Genomic DNA, 26,875 nt, shown 5'->3' with positions numbered 1-26,875 from the left:
ATGGAATATGATGTGATTGTTGTTGGTGCGGGTCTAGCTGGTTTAGTGGCTACTGCTGAACTAGCTGATGCAGGAAAGAAAGTCCTTCTTTTAGATCAAGAACCAGAAGCTTCCCTCGGTGGACAAGCGTGGTGGTCCTTTGGGGGACTATTTCTTGTTGATTCACCCGAACAGCGACGTTTAGGAATAAAAGATTCACGCGATCTTGCCTGGCAAGACTGGCTCGGAACAGCTGGATTTGATAGAGATGATGAAGATTATTGGGGCAAAAAATGGGCTGAAGCCTATGTTAACTTTGCTGCTGGAGAAAAACGTGAATGGCTTTATTCCTTAGGTATTCGTTTCTTTCCAGTGGTAGGCTGGGCAGAGCGAGGCGGATATCTTGCTGATGGACATGGAAATTCCGTTCCTCGGTTCCACATTGTTTGGGGTACAGGTCCTGGACTTGTGAAACCATTTGAGGAGCGCGTGCGTCAAGCTATAGCGAAAAGTATTGTCGACTATCGTCCAAGGCATCGAGTCAATGAAATAATAAAAGAAAATGGTGCTGTTATTGGGGTAAAAGGAGACATACTTATCGCTAGCTCTGCAGCGCGTGGTGAGGAGAGCTCCCGCGAAGTCATTGATCACTTTGAATTTTATGCGAAAGCCGTAATGGTCACTAGCGGAGGTATTGGCGGAAACCATGATCTCATACGGAAAAATTGGCCAGAACGACTGGGCAAGCCCCCTAAAAATATGATTTCAGGCGTGCCGAAGCATGTAGACGGACGAATGTTAGCCATTACGGAGGAAGTAGGCGGACGAATTGTGAATCGCGATCGCATGTGGCATTATACTGAAGGCATAAAAAACTGGGATCCAGTATGGCCAATGCACGGTATACGTATATTACCCGGCCCCTCTTCGATTTGGCTTGATGCCAAAGGGAAACGATTTCCAGCACCGAACTTCCCTGGCTTCGATACTCTGGGAACACTTGAAACTATTCAAAAATCAGGGTACGATTACTCTTGGTTTATACTGACACAGAAAATGATTGAAAAGGAATTTGCCCTTTCAGGGTCAGAACAAAATCCCGATTTAACTGGTAAAAGTATAAAAAAAGTCTTATCACGAGTCCTTCCAGGTCCAACCGCACCTGTAAAGGCGTTCATGGACAAAGGTGAAGACTTTATGATTGCGCACACCCTCGATGAACTTGTTGCAGGTATGAATAAAATTACAGGCGATAATCTACTTAATTTTGCTGATATTGAGCAGCAAATTATGGCGAGAGACCGTGAAATAGACAATACTTTTACAAAAGACTTACAAATTACGGCTATCCGCGGAGCACGTAATTATATAGGAGATAAACTAATTAGAGTCGCTTCCCCACACAAAATATTGGATCCAAAAATGGGACCGTTAATTGCCGTCCGTCTAAACATTGTCAGTCGAAAAACACTTGGTGGATTGCAAACCGATTTATCTGGTCGGGTCCTAGATCAAACTGGAAATCCAGTTCCTGGTCTTTATGCTGCTGGTGAAGTTTCTGGCTTTGGTGGCGGTGGAATTCATGGTTATCGTTCACTTGAAGGAACCTTTGTAGGTGGCTGTCTTTTCACTGGAAGGCAAGCGGGGAGAGCAATTGTTAAGGAATTAGAATAAATTTCTTCGCTAAATTAATTTTCAATAGAAAATACAGCTATTTGAAGTTAGCCTAATCACAACAGATAGCTGTTTTCTTGTTACTATAGTTTATCTTTGAAAATTAGGATTACATTAAAAATTTATTTAAAACCACTTATATTTTTCACAGTACTTCTTATTGTTAATTTTGGGGTAAGATATTTCCTCTTTCCTACTCCCCCATTAGTCATTCTGATTAATAATTCACCGATTTTAGTTCCCATTAATGAACTTTCTAATTCGATAGTGGTCAGTGGTGGATTCGTATATTTAGTTAAAAATATTCCATCATATCCAATGATCGAAATTGTTTCTGGAATATTTACCCCTCTTTTTGATAATGCGGATATAGCTCCAATCGCCATAATATCATTTGCAAAAAAGATCGCCGTTAAAGAAGGAAAAGAATCCAGTAATTTTTCAGCACTCCTTGCTCCACCTTCTCCTGTGAAATCACTTTCAATGATCCTTTCCTGATTCCAGGGGATATTCGCATCACTTAATGCTTTTTTATAGCCAGTCAATCTTTCTATACAAATCGAAGCATGACTCGGACCATTCACAAATCCAATTTCTCTATGCCCGTTTTCGATAAAAAAATTTGTAGCTATTTGGGCTCCCTTTTCATCATTAACTTTAATTGATGAACAAGTATTAGAATAGGAGTTTTCACCGACAACCACAATGGGATAATGAGTATTTCTAGCCTCTTTATAAATTGGATGATCACTAATGAAACCCGGAAGGATGATACAGCCTTCCAGGTTTCTTTTCTTTAAAAACGTTTCCAATTGATTATCCTGATAGCGACGTGGAATCGGCGTGACAGCCGATATAATGATTTCTTTTTGATATAGCGAAATAGTTTGATTCAAATAAGGAAGGATTTCGAAAAAAGCTGGTCGTGCTTCAAAATCCGTTTCCGGAATGATTAGACCAACTAAATTACTCTTTTTATTGACCAATTCTCTTGCTTGTAAATTAGGTACGTATCCTAATTCTTCAACTGCTTTCAGGACAAGATGCTTTGTTTTCTGACTAACACCATATTGATTATTCAATACTCGAGATACCGTACTAGTGGATAATCCACTCTTTTTTGCTACATCTTTAATGGAGACTCCCATTCACACACGCCCTTAATCCTTCACTTGAATCCCTACAGCAAGTTCATCTTTTATTTTATAAGAATTCGTTTCCTTATCATAAGCGACCCAAATTTTAAATCTTGATACATCAGTCGTTCGTTCGTTCGTTTCAAGTGATGTAACATATTCATAAAGGTCACCCTCATACATAAAATCATCTTCATTCATAGAAACAATTTCATTACTAAAAGTAAGATTATGATATCGATATTTGTGCAAATACGGACTTGTTGCTCTTCCCATCTTATATTTTTCTAAAATAGCCCCTTCAAAATAAATAGTAGAATGTAGTTCTTCGTAATTCAAGTCTTCAATTTCTTCACTATACATTCCCCGTTGCAGTTTTTCTATCAAATCTCTTGATATAGCGACCATGTCCATCTCGTTCAATTCATTAAATGTTTTCTGTTTTGATTCCCCTACCTCTTTGGGGCTAAATTCTTTCATATTAAATGGCTTTCGATCTAAATCAAGTTCTTTTTCTAGGCTAAAAATCATTTTATTTGCTTCTAATTTCGATGTCGGTTGCTTTACTTCCCGCTTTAATTGGTTTGCATAATCATCAATGAGGTTGATTTGGTTCTCAGTTGACTTTTGCCCCTCCATTAATTTTTGAAAGTTTTGATGAGATACTTTACATGCGGTTTCAGGCTTTAATATATCAATTAATTCATACATAGCTAAGATAGCTTCTTCATATTCAATTCCATAACCTGAATCTGTACTCATAACAACCTGATTAGGAAATTTCTCAATTAAGGCAGAAAAATCTGATAATGCAAGTCCACTTGCTTGATTATAAGCAGTAAAACCAGCAAATATATCTAGAATAATATTAGGGTGATTACTAGCTAGATTTATTAACGATTCTGGGTCGTTAAATGCATTCGCATGTCCAAATATAAAAGTCGTTTCTGGGTATTGATTAGCTGCTTGTTCTAAAACTTCAATTGAACTCCCATGCGGAGGATCTATATGTAATAGGACTGGAACTTTATATTCTCCCGCTAGTTTATACACTTCCGGAAGAATTCCATCCATTGCGTTTTCTGCTTTCCATTCGCTATTACTTACTGTTGAAGAATTATGGGAAGGAGCAGCAAGCTCACCGATACCAACATACCCTTTTTCTAATTGTTCTTTAATCATCTTTAAGCTGTCAGTAGAATATGGATCAAACCCTCCGAAAAATGGATATATTTGATCTGGATATTCCTGATAGGCTTCCCATGTTAGTTGATCTGTTAATATACTATTCTTACGAGCTACATAACCTGAAACAGCAATCTTGTCTATATAATATTTGTTCCATATGGCACTCATTTTTTGATAACTTGTGGCATCATGATTATGGGAATCTATGATGAGGAGATCTTTATATTTTTCAACTAGATCTTCATTGTTTTCCTTTGCCCTCACCCTCTCTATATATTCTATACATGGATCTATAACCTTTTCCTCTATAGCTGTAGTATTTGTCTTTTGTTTTACAACGAATCCCCCGAAAATAACGAAGATTATAATCGTCATTCCTAGCAAAATCTTTTTATTCATTTTTATCCTACCTCTTAGTCTATTTTGTAAAATTTTCACTAAATTCATCTTGTTTACCTCGAGAGTGTCCATTTCCTTTTTAAGCTTTTTATCGAAATAGTTTTGCATACCTTCGGCAAAATATATAAGGCTCCTTTTGATACTAAATTTAGAAATTTTTTTTGAAACGCCACTTTAATTGCAATTTATTAAAAAGTCTGAAAACTATATTTTAAAAATATCATTTACTTATTATGACCGTCAATCTTTTTTGGGAACGTTCCCAAAAAATTAAACCAATAGATATCTCAAAAAAAATAGACCGAAGTATATTTATGTATACCTCGGTCTTGATATTAATTATAATAATAAACTATTCATTTTTCCCCGGAACTGCACAGCTTCCATCCATACAACTTGCATCATCTACACTTTCTGATGATAGATCCTGCAAGACAGGAGTAGTTGATTCTTCTTGCCAAACTTGTAAAAGTGCACGTAAGAATGTTTCCGTAGGCTGTGCACCTGAAATTGCATACTTTTGATTGATAATAAAATATGGCACTCCTCTTACACCATATGCTTGTGCAAGTCCTTCGTCTATCCGTACATCATTAGCGAAAGCGTTTTTATCCTGTAAAATAGTTACTGCATCATTCCTATCTAATCCTACTGATTCTGCCAAATCTAAGAGTGTTTCTTGATCCCCTAGGTTCTTCGATTCCATAAAGTAACCAAATAGTAGCCTTTCAGTAATTTCACGTTCTTTTCCTAGTGTTTTTGCATATTTAGCCAATCTATGAGCATCAAAAGTGTTTGTTGGTTTCATCTCTTCAAAATTGAAAGTCAACCCAACGCTATTGGCTTGTTTACCGACACCTTCATTTGCTTTTTTTGCCTCATCAATGGTCATTCCATATTTCACTGCAAGTGCCTCATGTATGCTTCTTCCACTATATTCGGGTGCATTAGGATCAAGTTCAAAGCTTTTAAATTCTACTTCAACTTTCTCTTTATGTGGAAATTGGTTTAATGCTTCTTCTAAACGACGCTTCCCGATATAACAGAACGGACAAACGAAATCTGACCATATCTCAATTTTCATTTACTACACCTCTTTATTTTTCAACTAAATTTATTTTAGCACAGGAATCTAAAAGTGCTAAAATTAAAACTCTCAATCATTTTTGGAAGTATCTTGGAAACAATAAATAAGAACTTCATTAATGATTATTATTCTTTATTGCGAAAGGTGATTTAATGTTTCACATTTTGATTGGATTTTTCACAATTATTTGTGCATGGTGCTGGGGAGATTGGAAAAATTGGAAAAAATATTTATCAACAATCCAATTTTTCATAATAGGCGATCTTCTTTACAATATGTTCACTCTAAATTACCAGTTGTGGTCTTATCCGAATCCGCCAAATTTACTGCCGAACCATGTATTTAATAACCTTTTTATTATGTTTACTATTTATCCAAGTACATTGCTTGTTTATTTATATCGATTTCCTAAAGATAATTTTTTAAAGCAGTGTTTGTATATGTTTTTTTGGATTGCCTTATGGCTATTATTTGAATTTATTATGGTTTGGAAAGGCCTATGTGTTTATACTAACGGCTGGACCTTTGGATGGTCCATTTTCTTCGTTATCATCATGCTTCCCATGCTTTTATTACATTTTTATCGTCCGTTATTGGCATATGTTTTATCAGTTCCAATTATCGTTTTTCTACTTTTACGGTTTCAAGTTCCGATTAATTAGATAGATTATAAATTCATTAAAGGATTTAAAAGTCAAATGTTTTCGAAAAAGGTTTATGGTCACCATAAACCTCTTATGATGACCGTTAGTTACTGTTTCCAAAATCAAATAATATCTATCCAAATTTTCACCGCTGTTGCAAAAATTAATAAAGCTAAAATGATTTGTAAAATCTTTGTGTTCACTTTTTTCCCTACAATTGCACCTATTGGTGAAGCAATTAAACTGGCGATAACCATTATCAGGGACGGTAAAAAATCCACTTGACCTGTATAAATTTTCCCGGTAATTGAACCAATTGAAGAAATAAGTGTAATCGCTAACGAAGAAGCAATTGTCATTCTTGTAGGTATCTTTAAAACGACAAGCATGATTGGAACTAACAAGAAGGCTCCTCCTGCCCCTACAATCCCAGCTCCAATTCCTACAAAAAATGCAAGTGTCGCCGCAATCCATTTGTTAAACTTTACCTTTTCAAGAGAAATCGCATCAATTCCTTTTTTAGGAACAAACATTAATACAACAGCGATAATCGCTAAAATGCCGTAAACAATATTTATTCCTTCCTCTTGCAAATGCGTAGAACCAAAACCTCCAATAAAACTTCCAAGCAAAATACTAATACCCATGTATGTTATTAATTTTTTATTTAGAAAACCACCTTTTCGATATGCCCAAACACCGCTAATCGTTGCAAAAAACACTTGAATCGCGGTTATTCCTGATACTTCATGTGCTGTAAAATGACCAACACCTAGAACGACGGGGATATACAACAGCATAGGAAAATTAATAATCGATCCGCCAATTCCTAACATTCCAGAAATAAATGAGCCAACAAAACCAATGAAGAAAATGGAAATCATTAATTGTATATCCATCTTGTCCTCCTTCCCAATAAGGAACCTGAACAGGGTCCCTTAATAGGTATCTTTTTATCTTACTGCACAACGATTTGGTCCAATTTCCATTTCTCGTTGTTGCTCTTCATTTGGTCTCATTTTCCCCATATTTGTTTGACGAATTTCTTGGTATGCATTCGGTTGTGGTGGTAAGTTTTCTGTCACTAGCTTTCTAAATTCATTTTCATCCTCAATGTTTAGACCATGATTTCTTGCGTATAAGGTACCTAATCTTTCAGATACACTTCCATCCTCGTTTAATTCAGCGATAATCATAAAGTGTGCAGGTAAAACGATTAGATCCTCAGATAATTCTCTGTAACGTGAATATAAACTTTCTCTTAAATCTTGAACCCAGTCTTCCGCCATACCAGCTAAATCTGGTCTCCCGATGGAATCAATAAACAAAATATCGCCTGAGAGTAAGAACTTTGAGTCAACCACAAAAGAAGTCGATCCAATGGTGTGTCCTGGAGTGTGTAATGCATGAATATCAATGGCAATGTTACCAATTGTCACCTTATTCCCATCTTCCAATGGTTGGAATTCAAATGTTACTTCCATTGCATCCTTTGGTGGCAGCCAATAAGTTGCATTCGTTTTTTCCGCGATCATTCGACCTCCCGAAATATGATCGGCATGTAGATGTGTATCAAATACATGAGTAATCTTTGCTCCAATGCTTTCTGCAAATTCAAGATAGATTTCCGTCACTCTAGTTGAATCAATAATAGCAACTTCACCGTTTGAGACAATCATATATGAAAGGCAGCCTTTTCCGATTCGGACAAACTGATAGATTTCACCGCCACCACTTAAATCCCCAATTTTAACTGGTTCTAAATATTCACTCCATGCCTTCATGCCACCTTTTAAATAATAAACAGTCTTGCCAGCTTCAGAAAGCATTTCAGCAATGTATATCGATGAACCTTCTTTCGCACAAACAACCAAAACCTCTTTATTAGAAGGAATTTTTTCTAAAATTCCTTCCACACCATCAAGTAAATCAAAATATGGAACATTTAAATATTCGAAGTTCTCCCCCTCAATTTTCCAATCTTTGAAATCAGATTCATTGCGTACGTCTAAAATAAATAATTCTTCTTTATTCATTACTTTTTTAGTTACTTCTTTTGAAGTCATTACAATTACTGACATGTTCCTACTACCCCCTATGGTATATTTTTTTCCAAAAAAATTATAGTTTACTTGTTTGTCCTTTCCAATGACTCATACCCGGTACGACATTAAAAACATTTGTAAAACCATTCTTTGTTAACTTTTGAGCTGCTAGATCACTTCTGCTTCCTGTACGGCATACAATAAAAATTTCATCCTCTTTGTTCAATTCATTCAATCGATCTTCCAATTCTCCCAATGGGATCGAGATTGCTTTTTCAATATGGCTAAAGGCATACTCAGCAACTTCCCGAACATCGAGGATAATTATATTCTCATTTAATTTCTTCTCTAAATCATCATTACTGACTACGTTTGGATGATGTCTTTCGATTATTTCTTCACCCGATGATTTGCGCAAATAATGCTTTAAAACATCACCTTCTTCTAACGTACCTAAATATTGATGCCCCGTGCTCTCTGCCCAAGCTTTAAGGTCAGCCTTTGACCCTTTATCTGTGGCTTGAACTTCGATTACTTGACCAGCCTCTAAATAGTTCATCGCCTTTTTTGTTTTTACAATAGGCATTGGGCATGCTAGTCCCTTTGCATCTAATATTTCATGTGCTCTCATATTCGCCATCTTCATTCCTCCAGTTTCTATACCGCGAGGGGTATTGTTTTATATAAAAAAATTTACCCTATGCTTCCTTCCCAAGAAAGCATTCCACCTGCCATATTAATGACCTTTAATCCATAACTTTCAAGGAATTGTGTAGCGCGACTACTTCTTCCTCCTGAACGACACACCATAATATACTCTTTAGTTTTATCTAATTCGTGCATACGAAACTCGACTAACCCTAATGGTATGTTTACTGCCCCAGGTATTTTCCCTAATGCTACTTCTTCCACTTCACGCACATCTATTATATTTAAGACCTTTCTCTCATTTAATAATAACTCTACTTCTTTCGCAGTCATTTCTTTCATCGTAAAATTCTCCTCCCTAAAATAGTTTAGATAAATAAGTTTACGTTACCATCCTGTGCATCAGCTAAATAAGCGGCAACTCCTGCGTATTCAATTTGATCCAACAGTTCTTCTTTTTGCAGTCCTAACAAATCCATGGTCATCGAACAAGCTACTAATTTTACATCCTGCTCTTGTGCCATTTCAATTAATTGAGAAAGCGGCAACGCATTGTGTTTTTTCATCACATCTTTAATCATTTTAGGACCAAAGCCGGCAAAGTTCATTTTTGATAGTCCCATATTTTCTGCACCTCTAGGCATCATTTTTCCAAACATTTTTTCCATAAATCCTTTTTTCACTTCAATATTTTCGTTTTTACGTAATACATTTAATCCCCAAAAAGTATGGAAGATGGTTACTTCATGATCGTATGCTGCTGCACCATTTGCAATAATATAGGCTGCCATCGCCTTATCATAGTCACCACTAAATAATACGATCGTTGTCTTTTTCTCTTCTGTCATTTGTTTTCCTCCTAGTTGTTTATTTTTACCCATATGGGTATTTTTCATTTTATAAAAATTAGCCTTTTTTAATCCAAAACTTGAACACATCATTTTCTTCTTCATGTTTCAATAGTTCATGTCCACCTGATTTAGCCCAGGCTGTTAAATCATTTTTTGCACCTTTATCGGTCGTGTGAATTTCTAATACCTGACCTGATTCGATTTCGACTATTGCTTTTTTCGTTTTTACGATTGGCATCGGACAAGCTAATCCTTTTGCATCCAACAATTTATTTACATTCATTATTAATTTCCTCCTAGTTTATTATTTACCATTACCCCTATAGGTATATTAAAGAAAGAAAAAAAAGGTGTCAACCCTTTCTATCAAAATTGGCCAGCTACAAGCGCCCTCGGCTTGAAGTCAAAAGCCAATAAACAGGCGCTTTCCGCTTTTCTTATTACCTACTTCTTACAAGCAAGTTGACAGCTTCTTTTATTAACTCGTCCGTATTTTTTCCATCTTTTTCAGCCTCTAGAACACATTCAACTAAATTTGAACTTACGATTACACCAACTGTCCGATCTACCGCTGAGCGTACAGCTGACAATTGCGTTATGACCTCTTTACAATCTTTGTTTTCTTCCATCATTTTCAAAATCCCTCTAAGTTGGCCTTCCATACGTTTAACTCGATTTTTTATTTGGTCGTTGTACTCCATTATTGTTCTCCTTTCCATAAGAATTTTTTATACAAGTACAATTACTGTTGGTTTTTTTAGTACATCGATTATATTATACCCTTATAGGTATATTGTCAATGCTAGTTAGACTATCATATTTCTCTTTTTTCTTTCGAATTATCCGTAACATTGATTCTAAACCTTTTTTAGATTTTGTAATCAAAATATTTTAAAAAATCAACTTTATCTAATAAAGCCTATTGACTCTATTCTTTTACTGTTATATGGTTAATTACATAAGTAACTAACCAATGTGGTGGTGAGAATATGAAACAGTTAATTGACGATGGCCGGCCCATTTTTTTGCAAATTATGGAGCGTATTGAGGATGACATTATCGAAGGTGGGTTGCCGGAAGAATCACAGGTACCGTCGACAAATCAATTTGCCGCATTTTACAAAATAAATCCTGCAACTGCAGCCAAAGGTGTCAATTTATTGGTGGATGAAGGTATCTTATATAAAAAGCGGGGGATCGGAATGTTTGTTGCAGCTGGGGCACGTGAAATAGTCATTAACAAACGGAAAGAACAGTTTTTTGAACAGTATGTAATCACAATGATCCATGAAGCAAAAAAGTTAGGAATTACAGTTGATCAGTTGACAAACATGGTTGGAGAGGGGATGGAAAGGAATGAAAAAGGTAATCGAAATTAAACAACTTAATAAGTCATACGGGGAATTTAAGGCGATTGAAGATATTAATTTTACAATAGAAGAAAATAAAATTTACGGTTTACTTGGAAGAAATGGTGCAGGTAAAACAACATTAATGAAAATGATTTCTGCACAGGAGTTCCCTACTAGTGGTCAATTAAAAGTTTTTGGTGAGAATCCAGAAGAAAACAGTAATGTACTAAGCAAAATTTGTTTTATCAAAGAAAGTCAAAAATATCCAGATAATTTCTGTGTTCATGATATTTTAAAAGTATCTAAATCACTTTTCCCAAATTGGGATGAGAATTTAGCTTATTCCTTAATTAAAGATTTCAATCTCCCTTTAAAATGTAAACCAAAGAAACTATCAAGGGGAATGCACTCAGCAGTTGGGGTAATCATCGGCCTTGCTAGTAGAGCACCGATAACGATTTTTGATGAACCTTATTTAGGTCTTGATGCAGTTTCAAGAGATTTATTTTATGACAGGTTGATGAAGGATTACTCGGAATATCCACGTACTGTCATCTTGTCGACCCATTTGATTGATGAGGTAGATTCTTTACTTGAACATATATTAGTCATTGACAAAGGCCGATTAATCATAAATGAAGAAGCGGAAAATTTACGAGGTATCGCATTTACTGTAACCGGGCAAGCGGCAAGAGTAGAAACATATATTAGAGACAAGGAAGTAATCCATCGGGAGACTTTTGGTGGATTGCTCTCTGCTACCGTCATTCAAAATAAGAACAGTATGGATCATAATCAAGCCGTCGTTTGTGGACTTGAAATTTCACCAGTATCCATACAGCAATTGGTCGTCCATTTGACGAAGGAAAAACCTACACGTGAAGGAGCGATTGCTCAATGAATTTTCAAGGTGTGTTAAGAATGTACTTAAGAGATAAATGGGCATGGTTTTTAATACCAAACATCATTCTCTTCTCGGTGTTTCTTTTAAATTTAATCGTTAGTCTGCTTATTTCAAGTGATGAGAAAATGTATACCGGAGGGGTTTCGTACATCTTTTTCTATATGTTGGTCATGGGGATCATTGTTGTGACGCAAACATTTCCTTATGCAATCGGAATGTCCATTAGAAGAACGGATTATTTTCTTGGCACAGTAGTGATGGGTGTCGCTATAAATATATTGTTTGGAATCATGTTAGTAATCCTTTCAGTTATTGAAAATGCTACAAATGGGTGGGGCGGCAAGGTACATTTCTTTCACTTTCCCTATTTAAATGATGGATCACTTTTGGAACAATTGACAACGTATGTTATCTTGTTAATAAATTTATTTTTTATCGGATTACTAATATCTAGTACATCTCGTCGCTTTGGTGCAAAAGGCCTTCTTATTGCGATCATTTCTATATTATTAGTTTTAAGCGTTGTAGCTTTGTTAGTAACTTATAATGGAGTTTGGATGGATATTTTTCAATGGTTTGCAAAGTTTACTGCTGTTCAAATTGCATATTGGCTCATTCTTCCTACATTATTATATATGTTGCTTACATTTGTGCTATTGAGAAGAGCAACTGTTTAATTGTGTAATCGAGTAGGGGGAACCAACATATTACTTCATACCATATCTGGTAGCTTCAAATTAGAGAAAAGTCGGCAGAACCTTTAATAGCTTGTCAGTTTCTTTTTTTTAAACAATTCAAATGCGATAGTCCTATTAAACATGTGAGATAAATAGAAAATAAGTAACTTAATACAGATATTATGAGAATTACTTTATTTGAAACAACTTTACGGATATACAAAATCATATAAATATTAAACACTCCTCATTTTGTATTTAATTCAGCAGAATAAGGAGTGTTACGCTCAAGCACTTTTTAATTGACAGATATTCTTAGCAATCTTCTAACATCCTTTTTGTATTTAGTTTTCACAAGAGTTGCCTCACCTTTTCAATAAACTTATTAGCTATTTACCTCCCCCCGTTGGTATCAATTTATTTACTATTGCAAATTTCAACACTCTCTTTGATAAAAATAGAAAAAGCTAACGATAAGGACAGAAGTCCAGATACGTTAACTTTTTTCTAATTACTCTATTATATTCTAAAACTATTAATTGAGTTTTGAAGCTCGTCAGCAAGCTTAGATAGATTATTGGTTGCTGTTGTAATTTCCTCCACAGAGGAGTGATGTTCTTCTGATGCTCCTGCAATGTTTTGGAAATAGGCTGAAGACTCTTCAGCTGATTTAAGAATCGATTGAATTGCCTTTGTAACTGTGTCAGTATTTTCGTTATTTTCAGCAACTATTTGCGATATATCCTTAATCTGTCCTGCCACTTGCTGCACAGATTGGGAAATATTTAAAAATGCCTTTTCTGCGGAATTCACCAGTTTTGCCCCTTCATTAACTGTTAAACTAGTTGAATTCATAGATTCTACTGCATCCTTTGTATCCTTTTGTATTTCCATAATAAGGTCATTAATCTCTGCTGCTGCATTGACCGTTTGATCTGCTAGTTTTCTAACCTCTTCTGCTACAACCGCAAATCCTTTTCCGTGTTCTCCTGCTCGTGCTGCTTCGATCGCCGCATTTAAGGCAAGTAGATTGGTTTGATTGGAAATGCTTGAAATGATTGAAACTATTTCGCCTATTTGAGCGGATTTGTTCTCCAATGTATGGATTATGCTCTCGGTTTCGGATGCGTGTGAATCCATTAGTGACATTTGCTCACTTATTTTCACAACAATTGCATTTCCTTCTTCCGCAGTTGAGGAAGATGAGATAGCATATTCTCTCACATTCCCAACATTATGAGATATTTGGTTCATTTGAGTAGAAAGTTGCTGAATAAAATCATTGGCATTCTGTATGTTTAAAACCTGTGAATCACTCTCTGATGAAATCGTGTGAATTGATTTAGTGATTTCTTCATTTGCCCTCGAAAATTCCTCACTTGTTGCTGAGATTTGTTCAGAAGTTGCTGCAACCATTTGTGAACCTTCGGCAATTTGTCCAACCAAATTCCTCAAATTTGTTGTCATATCCTTCAAATGGTGATAAAGAATCCCAAATTCATCTTTCCTCTTCGTAGTAAATTCTACCGTTAAATCCCCTTCAGCGATTCGCTGTATTTGCTGGATTACCGTTTGAATAGGTCGTTTAATCATTATATTAGAGAGAGAAATTAGAATTAGAATCGAAATGACAACCATTATGCCCCCTGTTAATCCAAAAGCAAGCTTTACTGCTTTAAGTTTAGATAAATACTCATTAGGGCGAACTTGGGAAACAAAAAGATTACCTTTTTCATCTCGTTCATACGTAATAAAATAATCGGAAGTTTCAATCGTTCCTTTTTTATCATTAGATAATGTTTTTAATTCTGAGATTTCAGTGATCTTTTTTCCAACTAAAGTTTCATCTGGATGGGCAATTATCACCCCAGTTTGATCTACCATATAGGTAAATCCAGTATCAGCAAAAGTATGAGTAGAAATTAAATCCTGGTAATTTATTGAGTCCACCATCTCTTGATATTCCGTTGGGGTTAATCCGATTTGGATCACACCCTGTTTTGTTAAACTGGCAACCCCGACATACATAAACATTTTATTATCCGCCCCACGGGTACTTGGGTCTTGGGCCAACTCAAAGCTTTTGTTCTCAATTCCCTCCAAAAAGACAGAAGATTGTTCATTTGACGAGAAGTCGTAGCCAATGAAATTTGGGCTATTGCTGTTAATTAATATTCCCTCCTCGTTAATAATATGAATTTCATCTACACCAATGGATTGGGCTAATGACTTTAAATAATCAACAGAGGGATTTTCCTGTGTTTCAATTTGGAATCTTACTGCCTTAGCAAGCTTTAAATAATTTGTTTTTAAATTATCTTTTAAAGACTGCAAGACGACTTCATCTGCTTCAAAAGCGTTCATTAACTGAACCCGTTGATTAGCGGAATCTGATTCCATTTGATTTTCTAACAATGTTTTTTCAGATTGAGTTGTAAAAATAAATAGTAGAATGACAGTTAATACAATGGTAGAAATTGAAAAAACCGAAACTTTAGTGCCTAGTTTCACTGAATGTCCTCCGTTCAAATGTGTTTCTCTATTTTGATAATTCACACATTATATCATAAGCCTTTTTTTCTAGATTTGAAATTAATATTTTACAATAAAAATATTCCAAATTAGTAAATTGCAGTAAATTAAAAATAAATATGTTCAATTACAGAGAGATGGTAGGTTTAACAACAGTATTTTGCATGTAATTTCGCAAAAAAGAGACTGGTGGTTGGTGAGAGTCGGAGTCAGAGAAATAAGTGAAAATCATCTCTGAGATGCAAGGTTGAACATCACCTTCTTCCAATTCGATAATAACTCATACTCTATTTTTATATGTTTTTTCTCTACATCATTCACCTTCCAAATGATCATCCCGTGACCGATTGGAATAAGGAGAGATTTCAATCAGTGATGATTGTCTACCTTTCTATTAAATTTTTAATTATTTCAGTATATTGTCTGGAAGTAATAGCCTGATCTAATACACTACCGCCTGCAAGAACATTATCAGTAACAATTAAAGCACTAGATTCCGCCAATTCAATGCTAAGCTTTAGGTAATTTTCTTTGTCTACATCGATAAGAAAATCAAATTTCTTTTTCTCTTTACTTGTTTTTTTAGAATTAATTGATTGAAACTATAATTATCGCTTAATCGTTGAACGTATTAATTTCACTATCTCTAAAAATGCATTCGCTATCCTATGGAGAAAGTTTTTTTCTTTAATCATACTCCCTGGCAGTTTTCACAAAAAGGGTTCAAAAAAATCCCCGAGGAGAAACTCTCTCCACAGGGATTTTCTTTGTATATCCATTTCATATGAATAATAATTTTAATTTGTTTACGAGAACTTTCTGTTACCCAAAATTTAATCTTCAAAATCCATTTTAATCAGTTTACTTTCTACTTTATTTTTTACTACCTCAGTTATTAATTTCATGGCGCCTGAAGTTTTATCAAATTCCCTTTTGAATGATAGTTGGTCTATGGTTGTTCGTTGTGCGTCCATTTTTGGTGTCATTCTTTCACCTTTTTGATCCTCGAGCATGATAAAGGTGTTTTGAAGACCTAAGCTTCCTTTTATATCATAATTGAGAACGGTTTTATCTGGTAATTGTTCAAATCCTGTAATAATTAATTCACTTTCATTAGGATAGTCAATGGTGTATGGCAGTTTTGTTTCATCTAAATTCAATGTCACCATTTCAGATTGAGTAGGATCATATACTTCTCCATGATTATTAAATACTTCAATGACCAAGCCCTTAGGTGCTGTGTCACGACCTGGAAGTAAAATGGTGTCTTTAAAGTTCACAATCCCGTTTCCTTTGTCAATGATGGCACTGCCGGAACCACCAGCAAACCCTAGTGAAGTACCATTTTCATCATAAACAACAAAGGAGTAGTTATCCTTTTCATCTCGTGGAAGTGTTCTGTCAATCACAATTTGGGACCCCGCTGGAGTGAATTCCGCTTTTTCCACTACAAATGTAGCATTCTCCCATGTAGTCGAGACCATTGGAGTAAAGGAAGTAGTGGCCGCCTTTGTCTGCTTATTACTTACCTTTATGTTAAAATTCCACGAGCCTTTTATACCATTAATTTCCTTTACACGAAGTTCTAAGTTTGGCTCCTCTGATAAGTCGGACACGTTTCCTACTCCAACATCCATAATGCCTCGCGCTACTCCATCTTCCACACTTTGTTCAAATTCTGTCAAATGAGCGAAGGATTGTCCATCTAGCAAAGCTTTATAAGATAACGGAATCCCTTTAGCCTTTCCAAAAGACTCTAGTTCCATTTTGTCCGTTTCAATAATATATCCGATCGCTAAACGCCCACCCCCGAAATATGCTTCCGTAATGGTAAGTGATACCTCGTTGTCGGTAACTGTCTCATTTAATTTGGAGGCAAGCCCTTTCTCTTCAATTTTTTTCAAAGAAGAATCAGAAGAATCGCCAAAGACAGACCCAATAAATGGAACTTCTTTTAAAACGTTTGCCATTGCCGGAGAGAGGAAACCTGAACCAATAACTCCAATGGTGAGTGCTGCTGCGGAGACCGCTGTTACTTTTATAGCTAACTTATTCTTTTTCGCCTTCGTTCGTACAATTGGACTATGTAATTCGGGTAGATTATTCAATGCCTCTTCCAGCCCTTTTGAGAAAATTTCTGGCACCTTCTCATTCTCTTTTCCCCAGGCGTGCAGCTGCTCCTCTAATTTTCTATTCATGAAGCAATCTCCCTTCTGTTTGGTTCGTATTTAATAGATGAAATAGTTTCGTTCTCGCCCTGTTTAACCGCGACTTTACCGTTCCCCCAGCAATGTCTAGGATTGACCCTATTTCTTTAATCGATAAATCTTCGTAATAATATAACGTAATCACAATCCGTAGATCAGACTCTAACCCATTAATAGCACTTTGCAAATCCATAATCGAATCACGTATTTCAACGACAGAAGGCTCCACTACACCTTCCAACTTTACGATTTTCGCTTGGCTTTTTCGAATTTTATTACATTCATTAATTAGAATTCGGGTAATCCACGTCTTGAAAAATTTAGGCTCCCGCACTTGATCAATTCTCGTATAAGCAATTAACAATGTCTCTTGTACAGCATCCAAGCATTCAGAATCAGAAAGTAGTATCGCTTTTGAAATCTTGTAAAGTGAATGCTCCATCCCTTTAATCAACTGCACAAATGCTTCTTTATTTCCTTGTTGTACACGGATCACTAACGCTTCAGGATTCAAACTTTAATTCCTCCTTTTGTTTTTTTCAATTATTAGAGTCTAATTATCATCGTTTGGTTCACAGGAATTTATATTTATGTTCTTTATCATAAGTTGATTGTAATGACGTTTGTGTTTAAGAATTATGAGTGATTGACAATTGTATGTTATTAAAGTACAATTGACTTTTTATTTAGTCTTGAATTGTTGCGGATTTCCCAATTATGTAAATTATTAATATACAAGACTATAAAAGAAATGAGTTAATTCCACTATATAAAGAAAAAGAGGTGATCAACATGAATACTGAACAACGAAAAAAGATCGTAATATTGATGATTAATATGTTTATTGCGATTGGAAGTTTTGGTATTATTATTCCTATTTTACCTGCATATTTAGAGTCCATTAACCAAGGTGGTACTGCTGCTGGGTTAATGATTGCCCTATTTGCAGGTGCGCAATTAATCTTTTCTCCTATTGCGGGAAAATGGGCTGATCAATATGGACGCAGAAAAATGATTATTTATGGATTAATAGGTTTGACGATTTCCATGTTCGTATTCTATGGCTTTAATTCAATTTGGTGGCTTTATGCTTCACGTATTATTGGCGGAATTGGAGCAGCATTGCTTGTTCCAGCTATTTTTGCTTACGTAGCTGATATTACTACAGTAAATCAACGAGCAAAAGGTAATAGCTTAGTATCTGCTGCCATGTCACTGGGTATTGTTATTGGTCCAGGCGTAGGAGGTTTTTTAGCTGATTATGGATTAAAGATTCCACTTTTGATTTCTGCACTTGTTTCACTTATTGCCGTATTATTTTCTATCTATGTTCTGAAAGAAAGTAAAACTTCAGATACAAAGGATTTTCCAAAGGATGAAGAATCCATGGCTAGAAAGATGATTCGCTCTGTGAAGATGCCTTATTTTATTCCGTTAATTATTACCCTCGTAATGAGTTTTGGTTTAATGGCATACGAATCCGTTCTTGGTCTATTCGTTGATAATCAATTTGGTGCAACTCCACAACAAATTGCGTTAATGGTAACATCAACGGGTATTGTAAGTGTCATTGTGCAGCTTTTTGTCGTTGATCGTATCGTGAGTCGTTTTGGTGAAGGAGTAGTCTTAATTATCTTTTTAGGAGTATCAACGCTAGGTTTTCTCCTTTCTCTTCTTGCATCTACCTATACACTTTTCTTTGGAGTTACACTATTAATTTTTCTTGCTACTTCCATTCTTCGACCTGTTTTAAATACACTTATCTCCAAAATGGCTGGAAATGAACAAGGCTTCGCAATGGGCATGAATAACTCTTACATGAGTATCGGAAATGTTTTAGGACCCACTCTGGCGGGAATGTTATATGATGTTAATATTATCTATCCGTTTATAATGGGACTTATTTTTCTAATCTTTACAATGTTTGTAACGATTATGTGGCAGAAACGTTTAGCTAATAAAAATAAGCAGATAAAACTTAGGGAAATATAGTAATAAATAATTGTAGTAAATTAAGACAACAGCCCAGTTCACTAAGCGATTTGGGCTGTTCATTTCTACTGTTTATCTACAACACGAACATCTTAAGCTGGATACATATCCTTATTATTAACCATGGTTTCACCAATTTGCTAGAATTTGATGACCTCTTGTTCCATCGCATACAGATTCATGACTTCCTCTTATTTTTATCCAAATCTTTCTGAATAAAATATCCCACTATACTAATAAAAATCAGAAATGGAAGAATCAACATACCGTAGCCCGTCCCGTATTCAGTTGGATCAGCAGTAAAATGGAGATAGATTCCCCACAATATATAAAGAGCGTAACCCATGATTACCGTAATAAACCATCCCCATTTCTTTTTAAAGAAGGGAATTAAAATGGGAGGAGTTAGAAAAATAATCCCCATGATAAGTGTATAAAGAATATCCATTGTTGTTTGCTCCTACTTTCTCACTTTTTTTAATCTAGTATAAAATCTATTTCAACATCCTATTTACCTACTGAAGGAATAGCCTTATCTTCCATAATACTAAGAATATACATAAAAACTATATTTTTCTTGACATTTTTTCGTTTTTTCATATAATTAGAAATGTACCTTATATAATATTTTGACTTGTTAGCTCAGTGGGAGAGCACTTCCTTGACAGGGAAGGGGTCGGGGGTTCAAGTCCCTCACAGGTCATACAACCCGAAAGCCTCAATTCCTTGATAGACAAGGGATTGGGGCTTTTTCAGTTCTTGAAGCATTCTGTGTAAAAACTGAATACTACTGAAAATGCACATTCTTAATTATTCTATTACCGTTTCTTCAGTTGGTGTAACCCAAGGGTACAATTCAATAAAAAAGACGCGTTTCTAAATAAACGCGCCTGATAATTGTTTAATGGAACCGTATATTTTAGTACCGCTTTTAGAGTTATATCACCTATATGAGTCATGAATTGGACGGAACAAGTCTTCATTTACATTTCTGACAACTGAAAAGTGCTCGACATTGTAATGACCATGAAGAGTACTATTATGATGCTTTATGATTTGTTCTGCATTTAAAACATCATTGTCCGTTGTTGAATGCCCATCACCGACTAAAGTTACATCCAAACCACTAATAGTGGCTGTTCTGACTACACTATCTATACAGTGTTGTGTTTTACAGCCCATAACAACAACATGTTCAATTTTTTGAGATCGTAAGTGATTTAGTAGATCTGTCCCATGAAAGGAATTTGTTGCAGATTTATCGATAAACTTCGCTTCCGAAGGTATAATAATTTCATTGTGAACTTGAAATCCTCTACCTTTTCCTTCAGAAACATCGAGATCTCTTACAAACACAACTGGAACATTGGATTCCCTTGCTTTTTCAATCGCTATATTAATATTCCTAATAATCTGCTCTTTTTTGAATACCGCACTCTCTTCTTGATTTCCATCAATTAATTCTTGTTGAGCATCAACGATTAATAATAGTTGATTCAAATGATTTTCCCCTTTCAAATGTAGAAAAACGCAATATTAATTATTTAATTATGCGTTCTCCCTTTAATTTTTCAAGCTTACATTTAATATAGACTTTTCGGCAAAAAAAGGGCTGACTAGCTCGATCAGAAGTCAAACCCTCCCCCTATTAAACACTTAACTTCATATTTTGACGCTTATTCATGAATTGCAATGCAATGACTACAAATAGTAATCCTAGACCAATAATATCTGTAACCCCTTCTGGATAAATCAATAATAGACCACCAGCGATCCCCATTAGTCGCTCATACCATACAAGCTTCCTGAACCAATATCCAATGATTCCTGCTCCAATCGCAGTCATTCCCGCTAAAGCAGTAAAGACAATCCAAATTAAATAAGTCCAAGTTGTATCGATCATCAGTAACTCCGGTGATAACACGAACATGTAAGGGATAATAAAAGCGGCTATCGCAAGCTTGGATGAATCGATACCGGTTTTTATTGGTTCCCCGCCCGAAACGGCTGCTGCTGCAAAGGCTGCTAAGGCTACCGGTGGAGTGATATCAGCAATAATACCAAAATAGAAAACAAATAAATGGGCAGGTAAATCAGGTACTCCCATTAATATAATCGCTGGTGCAGCAATCGTAGATGTGATGACATAGTTTGCAGTCGTTGGAGCTCCCATACCCAATATTAATGAAGCAATCATCGTGAAGAATAAAATCAATAGCAATTTACCATCTGCAAGATCAAGTAAACCATTTGCTAATTTCAATCCTAGTCCTGTTTTTGTCACTACCCCTACAATGATCCCTGCAGAAGCAGTCGCAGCAGCAACAGCTAAAGCCGTTCTTGCCCCATCTACTAAAGCTTCAATGATTCCTTTAAAACCCATTCTTGTCTTTTTCTTCAGCCCACTTAAGACAACCGTTATTAAAATGGACCAAAGAGCTGAACGCATGACGCTCATTCCAGTCATCAATAGAATTAATACTGCAACAATCGGAAGTAATAAATAAAGATCCTTGATAATTTCCTTTTTGTCAGGCATTTCTTCTTTTGTCAGACCTCTAAGTCCTAAACGTTTTGCTTCAAAATGAGTCATGATCCAAATTCCTGTAAAATATAAAATCGCTGGAATGGCAGCCGCTTTGGCGATATCCCAATAGCTTATCCCACCAATGAACTCAACCATTAAGAAGGCTGCAGCTCCCATGACAGGAGGCATTAGTTGTCCACCTGTTGAGGATGCCGCTTCTACCGCACCAGCAAATTCCTTTTTATACCCCAGCCTTTTCATCATTGGAATGGTAAAAGCACCTGAAGTGACAACGTTAGCAACAGAGCTTCCGCTAATTGTTCCTTGTAAGGCACTAGAGAATATCGCTACTTTAGCTGGTCCACCAACGCTTCTTCCAGCAATCGCAACAGCTAAGTCGTTAAAATATTGTCCTACACCTGTTTTTACAAGGAAAGAGCCAAATAAAAGGAATAAGAAGATAAAGGTAGACGATACGGCAAGAGGAGTACCTAATATCCCTTCAGTTGTAAAAAACATCGTTTGGACTAAACGGTGCAAATCCAATCCGCGATGTGCAAGAAATCCTGGCATATAAGGACCATAAATCGCGTAGCCCAAAAATATCGTGGCAATAATAGTAATTGGCAAGCCAACCGTTCGACGAGTTGCTTCTAATACTAATAAAATAGCAGCGAGACCAACATAAAAGTCTAGATCCGTTAAACGCCCTACCCTCATAACTAGGTCATCGATCATAAGGGGCCAATAGGATCCGACGACAATCGCAATTAAAGCCAAGATCATATCATACCAAGCGACCTTGTTCTTTTTCAAATTCTTTTTACGAGCTGGGTAAAGTAAGAAAATGAGTGCTAATGCAAAACCTAAATGGATGGTTCTTTGCAATTGAGCTGTTAACTGCCCGAAGACTCCCGTGTAGAGCTGGAAGAGTGAAAAAGCTAAAAGTCCTAGGAAGACAATCCAGCTAATGACACCCGTTAATTTTCTCGTACCCGCTTCTGGATCGTATTTTTCCATGATTTCTTGTTGTTGTTCTTCTGATAATATTCCTTCATTATAACTCAAGAATATTCACTCCTTTTAAGCTCTCTATCATATTTACCCTTTTCACGTGGATTCGTATCCAGGTTCCAGGGGTAATACTTTTCGATAAGGGATACTCTTTATTTTTATAGATGATTGTATGATTCGCCCTCACCTTTCCAACTCTCAAGTCGAATGAAGGAAAGATTCGATTCATATTTTTTATGTAGTACTTACCATCTTTTTCTTCAAAAACTTCTCCTTCCCCTGCATCGGAAGGCATTCCAATTGCGAAATTTTCATACATAAGTTCGTATTGTTTAATTTCTTTTTTTTTCGTTATCGCGTAGCTTTCAACTACACTTGTGAGGTGAATCGAATGGGTGTATTTCATTTTAAAAGTGTCATGACTTTTTAAAGGAAGGAATACAAGCACTTTACCTGTGTTTTGATATTCAAAGACTAGCGCTTGTTTGTATGGTAAGAATAGAATTATGGCTATGATTATAAAAATGAGGGATACTAAATAAATTCTCTTCTTTTTCATCAATAAATGAATCAAAATGACCCCCACCATAAAGAAAAGCGCAAGCGCCTTGAACAGCCCCGACAAGCAAATCCTTCTCCACACGGAAAGACGTTCTTTGACTTTTTGGGTGGAGAACATTTGATCTCGAGGTCGACAAAATCATGACGTCCTGTCGCATTGTCGACACTAGTACATCCTGTATGTCGGGGCTAGACGCTGGAGCTTGACAATTTTCCCAGTCTAAATAAATTATGAATACTATCTTTTATTAAGTGAATTTGACCGGCCTTTCACCATTAAGGTAAAGCAGCCGGTCAAATACTTATTTACTCTTTAGGATAAACTTACTCTGCTTTAATCCCTTTTTCCTCAAAGTATTTTTGCGCTCCAGGATGCACTTTGATTCCTACTCCATTTAAAGCCTTTTCAGCTTTAATCAGTTTTCCTTTTGCGTGCGCAATTTTATCCGTATTTTCAAACACAGCTTTAGTAATGTCATAAACAAGGTCATCTGCTAAATCATCACGAACGACTAACATTGCTTGTACTGCCACTGTTGGAACGGCAGAAGTTAACCCATAAACACCAGATGGTACTTCTTCTTTCGCATAATATGGATATTTAGCAATTAACTCATCAGCTTTGTCAACTTCAACAGGCACGATGACAACCTCTTCTGTTGCAGCTAACCCTTCAACTGCTCCTGTAGGAGTTCCAGCTGTTACGAATGCAGCGTCAATTGAACCATCCTGAATACCTGCCGTAGACTCATCGAAAGATAAATGTTTTGCATCAATATCTTTCATTGTAATCCCATGTACTTCAAGAATTTGTTCAGCATTAGCAAATGTTCCAGAACCTGGTGCTCCAACCGATACTTTTTTCCCCTTTAAATCCGCAACCGTTTTGATCCCAGATTTTGAAGTTGTTACAATTTGCACCGTTTCAGGATAAAGTGTCCCAATTGCTGAAACATTGTCTACTACGTTACCTTCAAACATTAATTTTCCATCTTTTGCATAAGAAGCGATATCTGTTTGTGTGAAAGCGATTTCAGCATTTCCATCCTTTAATGTGGTCATGTTTTCAGCAGATGCACCTGATACTTCCGCATTGGTTTCAATCCCAGTTTCATCTTTAATAATATTCGCTAAAGAACCACCTAATGGATAATAAGTACCACCTGTACCGCCGGTTACGATACTCATATATTTCGGTTTTTCGGTTTCTACCACTTTGTCATCGTCTTTCCCTTTTTCATCATCACCATTCGTTTTGTCGCTTCCACAAGCTGCTAAAAACATGGAAACGATTAAAACAAACATAGTCATTAAAAGAAAGCTTTTTCTTTTCAAGTCACTTCCCCCTTTTTTATAAAATTCTGAATACTAATTGATTTTACCATATAAATATACAAAATTGTCAAATAAATATTTTTTTGGAAGTTATTTCACTATTTTAATTTTTTTCTGTATTACTTTTTTCAGTAAAAAAAAGTGTATTAAATGTAAGCATGAAAATCCACTATTTTAACAATGCTAAAAATTATGTGATACAATTTTGATAACCTTCGTAGAAGAAGAGATAAACATGAATAAAGGAAGGATTTTAAATGAATAGAGGATTGACAAAAGATATACAGCTATATAGTAAGGAACTGCAAGAAGAGGTTCAGATGCTCATTTATTTACCTTCATCCTTTTCGCCTTTATATAAGTATCAATTACTTATCGCTCAAGATGGACGAGATTATTTCCAACTTGGACGTATTGGACGAATGACGGATGAACTATTACATAATAAAGAAATGGCGAATACCATCATCATCGGACTGCCTTATCGAGATGTGGAAGATAGGAGGCAGAAATATCATCCCGATGGTGGGAAGCATAAAGCCTATATTCGTTTCTTAGCCCATGAGCTCGTTCCTTTTTTGGATCGTGAATTTCCCTCTTTTCAAATGGGAATGGGACGTACTCTTCTAGGTGATTCTCTTGCAGCAACTGTTTCATTGCTAGCTGCACTTGACTATCCGCATACATTTGGAAAATTAATTCTACAGTCACCATATGTAAATGAAGAGGTACTAACGAGAGTGCAGCAATTTGATCAAACTCATTTACTTGATGTTTACCATGTGGTCGGAACAGAAGAAACCGACGTACCAACAAGAAACGAAAAGGAACGAAATTTTTTGGAGGCAAACCGAAAGCTTTCAACGATTTTCAAAGAAAAGAACTTTCCTTATTTTTATGATGAATTCAATGGAGACCATACTTGGACCTATTGGCAGCCAGATTTAAAACGAGCTTTGTCGCATTTACTAAGATAGTCCTGTTTTTTGGCTCATTTTGTCGAAATCAAACATTTCATTCAAATTTTTGTTATAATATTTAGAAATAATAATGTTTTCTTTTCATGTGATTCAAAATAAAATCTTTTGGAGGTAATGAAATGAATTATGGAGTAGTAATTTTTCCATCTAAAAAACTTCAAGATTTAGCGAACTCTTATCGAAAGCGATATGATCCACATTACTCGTTAATCCCTCCGCATTTAACATTAAAAAATGCCTTCACTGCAACAGATATTGAAGTGAAAGATTTAGCGAATCAACTGAAAGAAATTGCTAACAATTATGAACCATTCTCCTTAAAATCAACGAAATATAGCTCTTTTCATCCAGTAAATAATGTGATTTATATGAAGGTAGAAACGAGCGATGTACTCGTACAACTGCATAATGAAATTAATGAAAAATTAGATCATAGTCAGTCAGAATATGCATTCGTCCCCCATATAACAATCGGACAAAAATTATCAAATGATGAACATTCTGATGTATATGGTGCTTTAAGAATGCACAACTTCAACCATGAGGAACTAGTGGATCGTTTCCATTTGTTATACCAGCTAGATAATGGCTCATGGACAGTTTATGAAACATTTCGTCTTGGAAAGGAATAATCATTAATGAAGTTAAAAATTGTTACAACAGCAGAAGAATTACAAGATGCCTTTTCGATTCGAAAAGAAGTATTTGTTGCCGAACAAAAGGTTCCAGAAGAAGAAGAAATTGACCAATACGAGGACGACGCTACTCATTTTATTTTATACAGCGACAAGCGTGCCATAGGTGCGGGCCGATTTCGTGTCCTAGATGGAATCGGTAAAGTCGAGCGAATTTGCGTGCGCAAAGAAGCACGTGGCACAGGTGCTGGAAAAGAAATTATGCGTGGCATAGAAGATTTTGCTAAAGCGAATCAAATTCCAAGTTTGAAGCTAAATGCTCAAACCCAAGCCATCCCTTTTTACGAAAGTCTTGGTTATGAAATCGTATCGGAAGAATTTCTAGATGCAGGAATTCCTCATAAAACAATGAAGAAAACTCTTGTCTAACATGACAAGAGTTTTCTTCATTGTAATGTTCCAGCGCAAGAGTACTTTTCGAGACGTATAGGCTGTCGGAGTTACATGA

General features: G+C 35.8%; 28 protein-coding genes, 1 tRNA gene and 1 pseudogene. 10 read left to right on the top strand and 20 right to left on the bottom strand.

Features of this window, described 5'->3' with window-relative positions:
• A complete protein-coding gene (locus ACFSO7_RS04630; RefSeq protein ID WP_377875724.1) occupies positions 1 to 1,653 on the top strand; it encodes an FAD-binding dehydrogenase in 1,653 nt (550 codons plus the stop codon).
• A gap of 122 nt (positions 1,654 to 1,775) precedes the next feature.
• On the opposite strand, the gene ACFSO7_RS04625 is transcribed toward ACFSO7_RS04630, so the two are convergent.
• The 3 genes from ACFSO7_RS04625 to ACFSO7_RS04615 all read right to left on the bottom strand — a co-directional run bounded on the left by ACFSO7_RS04625 (position 1,776) and on the right by ACFSO7_RS04615 (position 5,460).
• The gene (locus ACFSO7_RS04625; RefSeq protein ID WP_377875722.1) at positions 1,776 to 2,801 is read right to left on the bottom strand and encodes a LacI family DNA-binding transcriptional regulator; all 1,026 of its coding nucleotides are present in this window, start codon (positions 2,799 to 2,801) and stop codon (positions 1,776 to 1,778) included.
• Between the two features lie 12 nt (positions 2,802 to 2,813).
• Complete coding sequence (locus tag ACFSO7_RS04620; RefSeq protein WP_377875720.1) at positions 2,814 to 4,376, bottom strand: amidohydrolase family protein; 1,563 nt, start codon at positions 4,374 to 4,376, stop codon at positions 2,814 to 2,816.
• A 352-nt stretch (positions 4,377 to 4,728) separates the two neighbouring features.
• Positions 4,729 to 5,460: a DsbA family oxidoreductase gene (locus ACFSO7_RS04615; protein WP_377875719.1), complete on the bottom strand. Its 732-nt coding sequence runs from the start codon at positions 5,458 to 5,460 to the stop codon at positions 4,729 to 4,731.
• A 155-nt stretch (positions 5,461 to 5,615) separates the two neighbouring features.
• On the opposite strand from ACFSO7_RS04615, the gene ACFSO7_RS04610 reads away from it, so the two are divergent.
• Positions 5,616 to 6,125: a CBO0543 family protein gene (locus ACFSO7_RS04610; RefSeq protein WP_377875718.1), complete on the top strand. Its 510-nt coding sequence runs from the start codon at positions 5,616 to 5,618 to the stop codon at positions 6,123 to 6,125.
• 104 nt (positions 6,126 to 6,229) lie between these two features.
• Here ACFSO7_RS04610 and ACFSO7_RS04605 read toward each other — a convergent pair whose 3' ends face one another.
• The 7 genes from ACFSO7_RS04605 to ACFSO7_RS04575 form a co-directional block, all read right to left on the bottom strand.
• Positions 6,230 to 7,006: a sulfite exporter TauE/SafE family protein gene (locus ACFSO7_RS04605; RefSeq protein ID WP_377875716.1), complete on the bottom strand. Its 777-nt coding sequence runs from the start codon at positions 7,004 to 7,006 to the stop codon at positions 6,230 to 6,232.
• Positions 7,007 to 7,060: 54 nt separating this feature from the next.
• Complete coding sequence (locus ACFSO7_RS04600) at positions 7,061 to 8,188, bottom strand: MBL fold metallo-hydrolase (RefSeq protein WP_377875715.1); 1,128 nt, start codon at positions 8,186 to 8,188, stop codon at positions 7,061 to 7,063.
• A gap of 40 nt (positions 8,189 to 8,228) precedes the next feature.
• A complete protein-coding gene (locus ACFSO7_RS04595; protein WP_377875713.1) occupies positions 8,229 to 8,792 on the bottom strand; it encodes a sulfurtransferase TusA family protein in 564 nt (187 codons plus the stop codon).
• A 53-nt stretch (positions 8,793 to 8,845) separates the two neighbouring features.
• Entirely contained in the window at positions 8,846 to 9,142 is a 297-nt protein-coding gene (locus tag ACFSO7_RS04590; RefSeq protein ID WP_377875711.1) for a rhodanese-like domain-containing protein, read from the bottom strand.
• Between the two features lie 26 nt (positions 9,143 to 9,168).
• Entirely contained in the window at positions 9,169 to 9,648 is a 480-nt protein-coding gene (locus ACFSO7_RS04585; protein ID WP_377875709.1) for a DsrE/DsrF/DrsH-like family protein, read from the bottom strand.
• A 58-nt stretch (positions 9,649 to 9,706) separates the two neighbouring features.
• Positions 9,707 to 9,934, bottom strand: a complete 228-nt coding sequence (locus ACFSO7_RS04580) for a sulfurtransferase TusA family protein (RefSeq protein ID WP_377875708.1) — start codon at positions 9,932 to 9,934, stop codon at positions 9,707 to 9,709.
• A gap of 157 nt (positions 9,935 to 10,091) precedes the next feature.
• Positions 10,092 to 10,352, bottom strand: coding sequence for a metal-sensitive transcriptional regulator (locus tag ACFSO7_RS04575; RefSeq protein ID WP_377875706.1), 261 nt, complete (start codon positions 10,350 to 10,352; stop codon positions 10,092 to 10,094).
• Between the two features lie 288 nt (positions 10,353 to 10,640).
• Between ACFSO7_RS04575 and ACFSO7_RS04570 the strand changes: the two genes are divergently transcribed.
• Genes ACFSO7_RS04570 through ACFSO7_RS04560 form a run of 3 tightly spaced genes read left to right on the top strand, consistent with a single transcriptional unit; the run spans position 10,641 to position 12,584 of the window.
• Complete coding sequence (locus ACFSO7_RS04570) at positions 10,641 to 11,030, top strand: GntR family transcriptional regulator (RefSeq protein WP_377875704.1); 390 nt, start codon at positions 10,641 to 10,643, stop codon at positions 11,028 to 11,030.
• Positions 11,008 to 11,904, top strand: coding sequence for an ABC transporter ATP-binding protein (locus ACFSO7_RS04565; protein WP_377875703.1), 897 nt, complete (start codon positions 11,008 to 11,010; stop codon positions 11,902 to 11,904). The genes ACFSO7_RS04570 and ACFSO7_RS04565 overlap by 23 nt, the downstream gene beginning before the upstream one ends.
• Positions 11,901 to 12,584: a hypothetical protein gene (locus ACFSO7_RS04560; RefSeq protein ID WP_377875701.1), complete on the top strand. Its 684-nt coding sequence runs from the start codon at positions 11,901 to 11,903 to the stop codon at positions 12,582 to 12,584. Before ACFSO7_RS04565 ends, ACFSO7_RS04560 begins: the two co-directional genes overlap by 4 nt.
• A 519-nt stretch (positions 12,585 to 13,103) precedes the next feature.
• Here the strand turns inward: ACFSO7_RS04560 and ACFSO7_RS04555 are convergent.
• The 5 genes and pseudogenes from ACFSO7_RS04555 to ACFSO7_RS04535 form a co-directional block, all read right to left on the bottom strand.
• On the bottom strand, positions 13,104 to 14,000 hold the full coding sequence (locus ACFSO7_RS04555; RefSeq protein ID WP_377876452.1) for a methyl-accepting chemotaxis protein: 897 nt from the start codon (positions 13,998 to 14,000) through the stop codon (positions 13,104 to 13,106).
• A 45-nt stretch (positions 14,001 to 14,045) separates the two neighbouring features.
• A pseudogene (locus ACFSO7_RS04550) lies at positions 14,046 to 14,177 on the bottom strand (HAMP domain-containing protein); the annotation flags it as partial.
• Between the two features lie 1,322 nt (positions 14,178 to 15,499).
• On the bottom strand, positions 15,500 to 15,709 hold the full coding sequence (locus tag ACFSO7_RS04545) for an O-methyltransferase (RefSeq protein WP_377876450.1): 210 nt from the start codon (positions 15,707 to 15,709) through the stop codon (positions 15,500 to 15,502).
• Positions 15,710 to 15,949: 240 nt separating this feature from the next.
• On the bottom strand, positions 15,950 to 17,314 hold the full coding sequence (locus ACFSO7_RS04540) for a DUF4179 domain-containing protein (RefSeq protein WP_377875699.1): 1,365 nt from the start codon (positions 17,312 to 17,314) through the stop codon (positions 15,950 to 15,952).
• On the bottom strand, positions 17,307 to 17,837 hold the full coding sequence (locus ACFSO7_RS04535) for an RNA polymerase sigma factor (protein ID WP_377875697.1): 531 nt from the start codon (positions 17,835 to 17,837) through the stop codon (positions 17,307 to 17,309). Before ACFSO7_RS04535 ends, ACFSO7_RS04540 begins: the two co-directional genes overlap by 8 nt.
• 278 nt (positions 17,838 to 18,115) lie before the next feature.
• On the opposite strand from ACFSO7_RS04535, the gene ACFSO7_RS04530 reads away from it, so the two are divergent.
• On the top strand, positions 18,116 to 19,315 hold the full coding sequence (locus ACFSO7_RS04530) for an MFS transporter (RefSeq protein WP_377875695.1): 1,200 nt from the start codon (positions 18,116 to 18,118) through the stop codon (positions 19,313 to 19,315).
• A gap of 178 nt (positions 19,316 to 19,493) precedes the next feature.
• On the opposite strand, the gene ACFSO7_RS04525 is transcribed toward ACFSO7_RS04530, so the two are convergent.
• Entirely contained in the window at positions 19,494 to 19,763 is a 270-nt protein-coding gene (locus tag ACFSO7_RS04525) for a hypothetical protein (RefSeq protein WP_377875693.1), read from the bottom strand.
• 183 nt (positions 19,764 to 19,946) lie between these two features.
• Between ACFSO7_RS04525 and ACFSO7_RS04520 the strand changes: the two genes are divergently transcribed.
• Positions 19,947 to 20,018 (top strand) — tRNA-Val (locus ACFSO7_RS04520).
• A 239-nt stretch (positions 20,019 to 20,257) separates the two neighbouring features.
• Here ACFSO7_RS04520 and ACFSO7_RS04515 read toward each other — a convergent pair.
• The 4 genes from ACFSO7_RS04515 to ACFSO7_RS04500 form a co-directional block, all read right to left on the bottom strand.
• A complete protein-coding gene (locus tag ACFSO7_RS04515; RefSeq protein ID WP_377875692.1) occupies positions 20,258 to 20,815 on the bottom strand; it encodes a cysteine hydrolase family protein in 558 nt (185 codons plus the stop codon).
• A 148-nt stretch (positions 20,816 to 20,963) separates the two neighbouring features.
• Complete coding sequence (locus ACFSO7_RS04510; RefSeq protein WP_377876448.1) at positions 20,964 to 22,862, bottom strand: TRAP transporter permease; 1,899 nt, start codon at positions 22,860 to 22,862, stop codon at positions 20,964 to 20,966.
• 37 nt (positions 22,863 to 22,899) lie between these two features.
• Positions 22,900 to 23,430, bottom strand: coding sequence for a DUF1850 domain-containing protein (locus tag ACFSO7_RS04505; RefSeq protein ID WP_377875690.1), 531 nt, complete (start codon positions 23,428 to 23,430; stop codon positions 22,900 to 22,902).
• Between the two features lie 311 nt (positions 23,431 to 23,741).
• Positions 23,742 to 24,752 (bottom strand): TAXI family TRAP transporter solute-binding subunit, encoded by a 1,011-nt coding sequence (locus tag ACFSO7_RS04500; RefSeq protein ID WP_377875688.1) that lies wholly within the window; start codon positions 24,750 to 24,752, stop codon positions 23,742 to 23,744.
• A gap of 257 nt (positions 24,753 to 25,009) precedes the next feature.
• Between ACFSO7_RS04500 and ACFSO7_RS04495 the strand changes: the two genes are divergently transcribed.
• The 3 genes from ACFSO7_RS04495 to ACFSO7_RS04485 all read left to right on the top strand — a co-directional run bounded on the left by ACFSO7_RS04495 (position 25,010) and on the right by ACFSO7_RS04485 (position 26,796).
• Positions 25,010 to 25,729, top strand: coding sequence for an alpha/beta hydrolase (locus tag ACFSO7_RS04495; RefSeq protein ID WP_377875686.1), 720 nt, complete (start codon positions 25,010 to 25,012; stop codon positions 25,727 to 25,729).
• Positions 25,730 to 25,851: 122 nt separating this feature from the next.
• A complete protein-coding gene (locus ACFSO7_RS04490; RefSeq protein WP_377875684.1) occupies positions 25,852 to 26,364 on the top strand; it encodes a YjcG family protein in 513 nt (170 codons plus the stop codon).
• Positions 26,365 to 26,370: 6 nt separating this feature from the next.
• Entirely contained in the window at positions 26,371 to 26,796 is a 426-nt protein-coding gene (locus ACFSO7_RS04485; protein WP_377875682.1) for a GNAT family N-acetyltransferase, read from the top strand.
• The last annotated feature ends 79 nt before the right edge of the window (positions 26,797 to 26,875 follow it).

The organism is Bacillus sp. CGMCC 1.16607, assembly GCF_042683745.1.
Lineage (GTDB): Bacteria > Bacillota > Bacilli > Bacillales > Cytobacillaceae > Pseudoneobacillus.
The sequence above is the reverse complement of the archived record's forward strand: the minus strand, read 5'-3'. Positions and strand labels throughout refer to the sequence as shown.

Coding starts and splice junctions, on each gene's coding strand:
- ACFSO7_RS04615 (WP_377875719.1), bottom strand. CDS start 5,460: ATGAAAATTGAGATATGGTCAGATTTCGTTTGTCCGTTCTGTTATATC.
- ACFSO7_RS04510 (WP_377876448.1), bottom strand. CDS start 22,862: ATGGAAAAATACGATCCAGAAGCGGGTACGAGAAAATTAACGGGTGTC.
- ACFSO7_RS04620 (WP_377875720.1), bottom strand. CDS start 4,376: ATGAATAAAAAGATTTTGCTAGGAATGACGATTATAATCTTCGTTATT.
- ACFSO7_RS04610 (WP_377875718.1), top strand. CDS start 5,616: ATGTTTCACATTTTGATTGGATTTTTCACAATTATTTGTGCATGGTGC.
- ACFSO7_RS04625 (WP_377875722.1), bottom strand. CDS start 2,801: ATGGGAGTCTCCATTAAAGATGTAGCAAAAAAGAGTGGATTATCCACT.
- ACFSO7_RS04595 (WP_377875713.1), bottom strand. CDS start 8,792: ATGGCGAATATGAGAGCACATGAAATATTAGATGCAAAGGGACTAGCA.
- ACFSO7_RS04490 (WP_377875684.1), top strand. CDS start 25,852: ATGAATTATGGAGTAGTAATTTTTCCATCTAAAAAACTTCAAGATTTA.
- ACFSO7_RS04580 (WP_377875708.1), bottom strand. CDS start 9,934: ATGAATGTAAATAAATTGTTGGATGCAAAAGGATTAGCTTGTCCGATG.
- ACFSO7_RS04560 (WP_377875701.1), top strand. CDS start 11,901: ATGAATTTTCAAGGTGTGTTAAGAATGTACTTAAGAGATAAATGGGCA.
- ACFSO7_RS04530 (WP_377875695.1), top strand. CDS start 18,116: ATGAATACTGAACAACGAAAAAAGATCGTAATATTGATGATTAATATG.
- ACFSO7_RS04565 (WP_377875703.1), top strand. CDS start 11,008: ATGAAAAAGGTAATCGAAATTAAACAACTTAATAAGTCATACGGGGAA.
- ACFSO7_RS04575 (WP_377875706.1), bottom strand. CDS start 10,352: ATGGAGTACAACGACCAAATAAAAAATCGAGTTAAACGTATGGAAGGC.
- ACFSO7_RS04590 (WP_377875711.1), bottom strand. CDS start 9,142: ATGAAAGAAATGACTGCGAAAGAAGTAGAGTTATTATTAAATGAGAGA.
- ACFSO7_RS04495 (WP_377875686.1), top strand. CDS start 25,010: ATGAATAGAGGATTGACAAAAGATATACAGCTATATAGTAAGGAACTG.
- ACFSO7_RS04485 (WP_377875682.1), top strand. CDS start 26,371: ATGAAGTTAAAAATTGTTACAACAGCAGAAGAATTACAAGATGCCTTT.
- ACFSO7_RS04585 (WP_377875709.1), bottom strand. CDS start 9,648: ATGACAGAAGAGAAAAAGACAACGATCGTATTATTTAGTGGTGACTAT.
- ACFSO7_RS04600 (WP_377875715.1), bottom strand. CDS start 8,188: ATGTCAGTAATTGTAATGACTTCAAAAGAAGTAACTAAAAAAGTAATG.
- ACFSO7_RS04525 (WP_377875693.1), bottom strand. CDS start 19,763: ATGGATATTCTTTATACACTTATCATGGGGATTATTTTTCTAACTCCT.
- ACFSO7_RS04540 (WP_377875699.1), bottom strand. CDS start 17,314: ATGAATAGAAAATTAGAGGAGCAGCTGCACGCCTGGGGAAAAGAGAAT.
- ACFSO7_RS04630 (WP_377875724.1), top strand. CDS start 1: ATGGAATATGATGTGATTGTTGTTGGTGCGGGTCTAGCTGGTTTAGTG.
- ACFSO7_RS04555 (WP_377876452.1), bottom strand. CDS start 14,000: ATGGTTGCAGCAACTTCTGAACAAATCTCAGCAACAAGTGAGGAATTT.
- ACFSO7_RS04570 (WP_377875704.1), top strand. CDS start 10,641: ATGAAACAGTTAATTGACGATGGCCGGCCCATTTTTTTGCAAATTATG.
- ACFSO7_RS04605 (WP_377875716.1), bottom strand. CDS start 7,006: ATGGATATACAATTAATGATTTCCATTTTCTTCATTGGTTTTGTTGGC.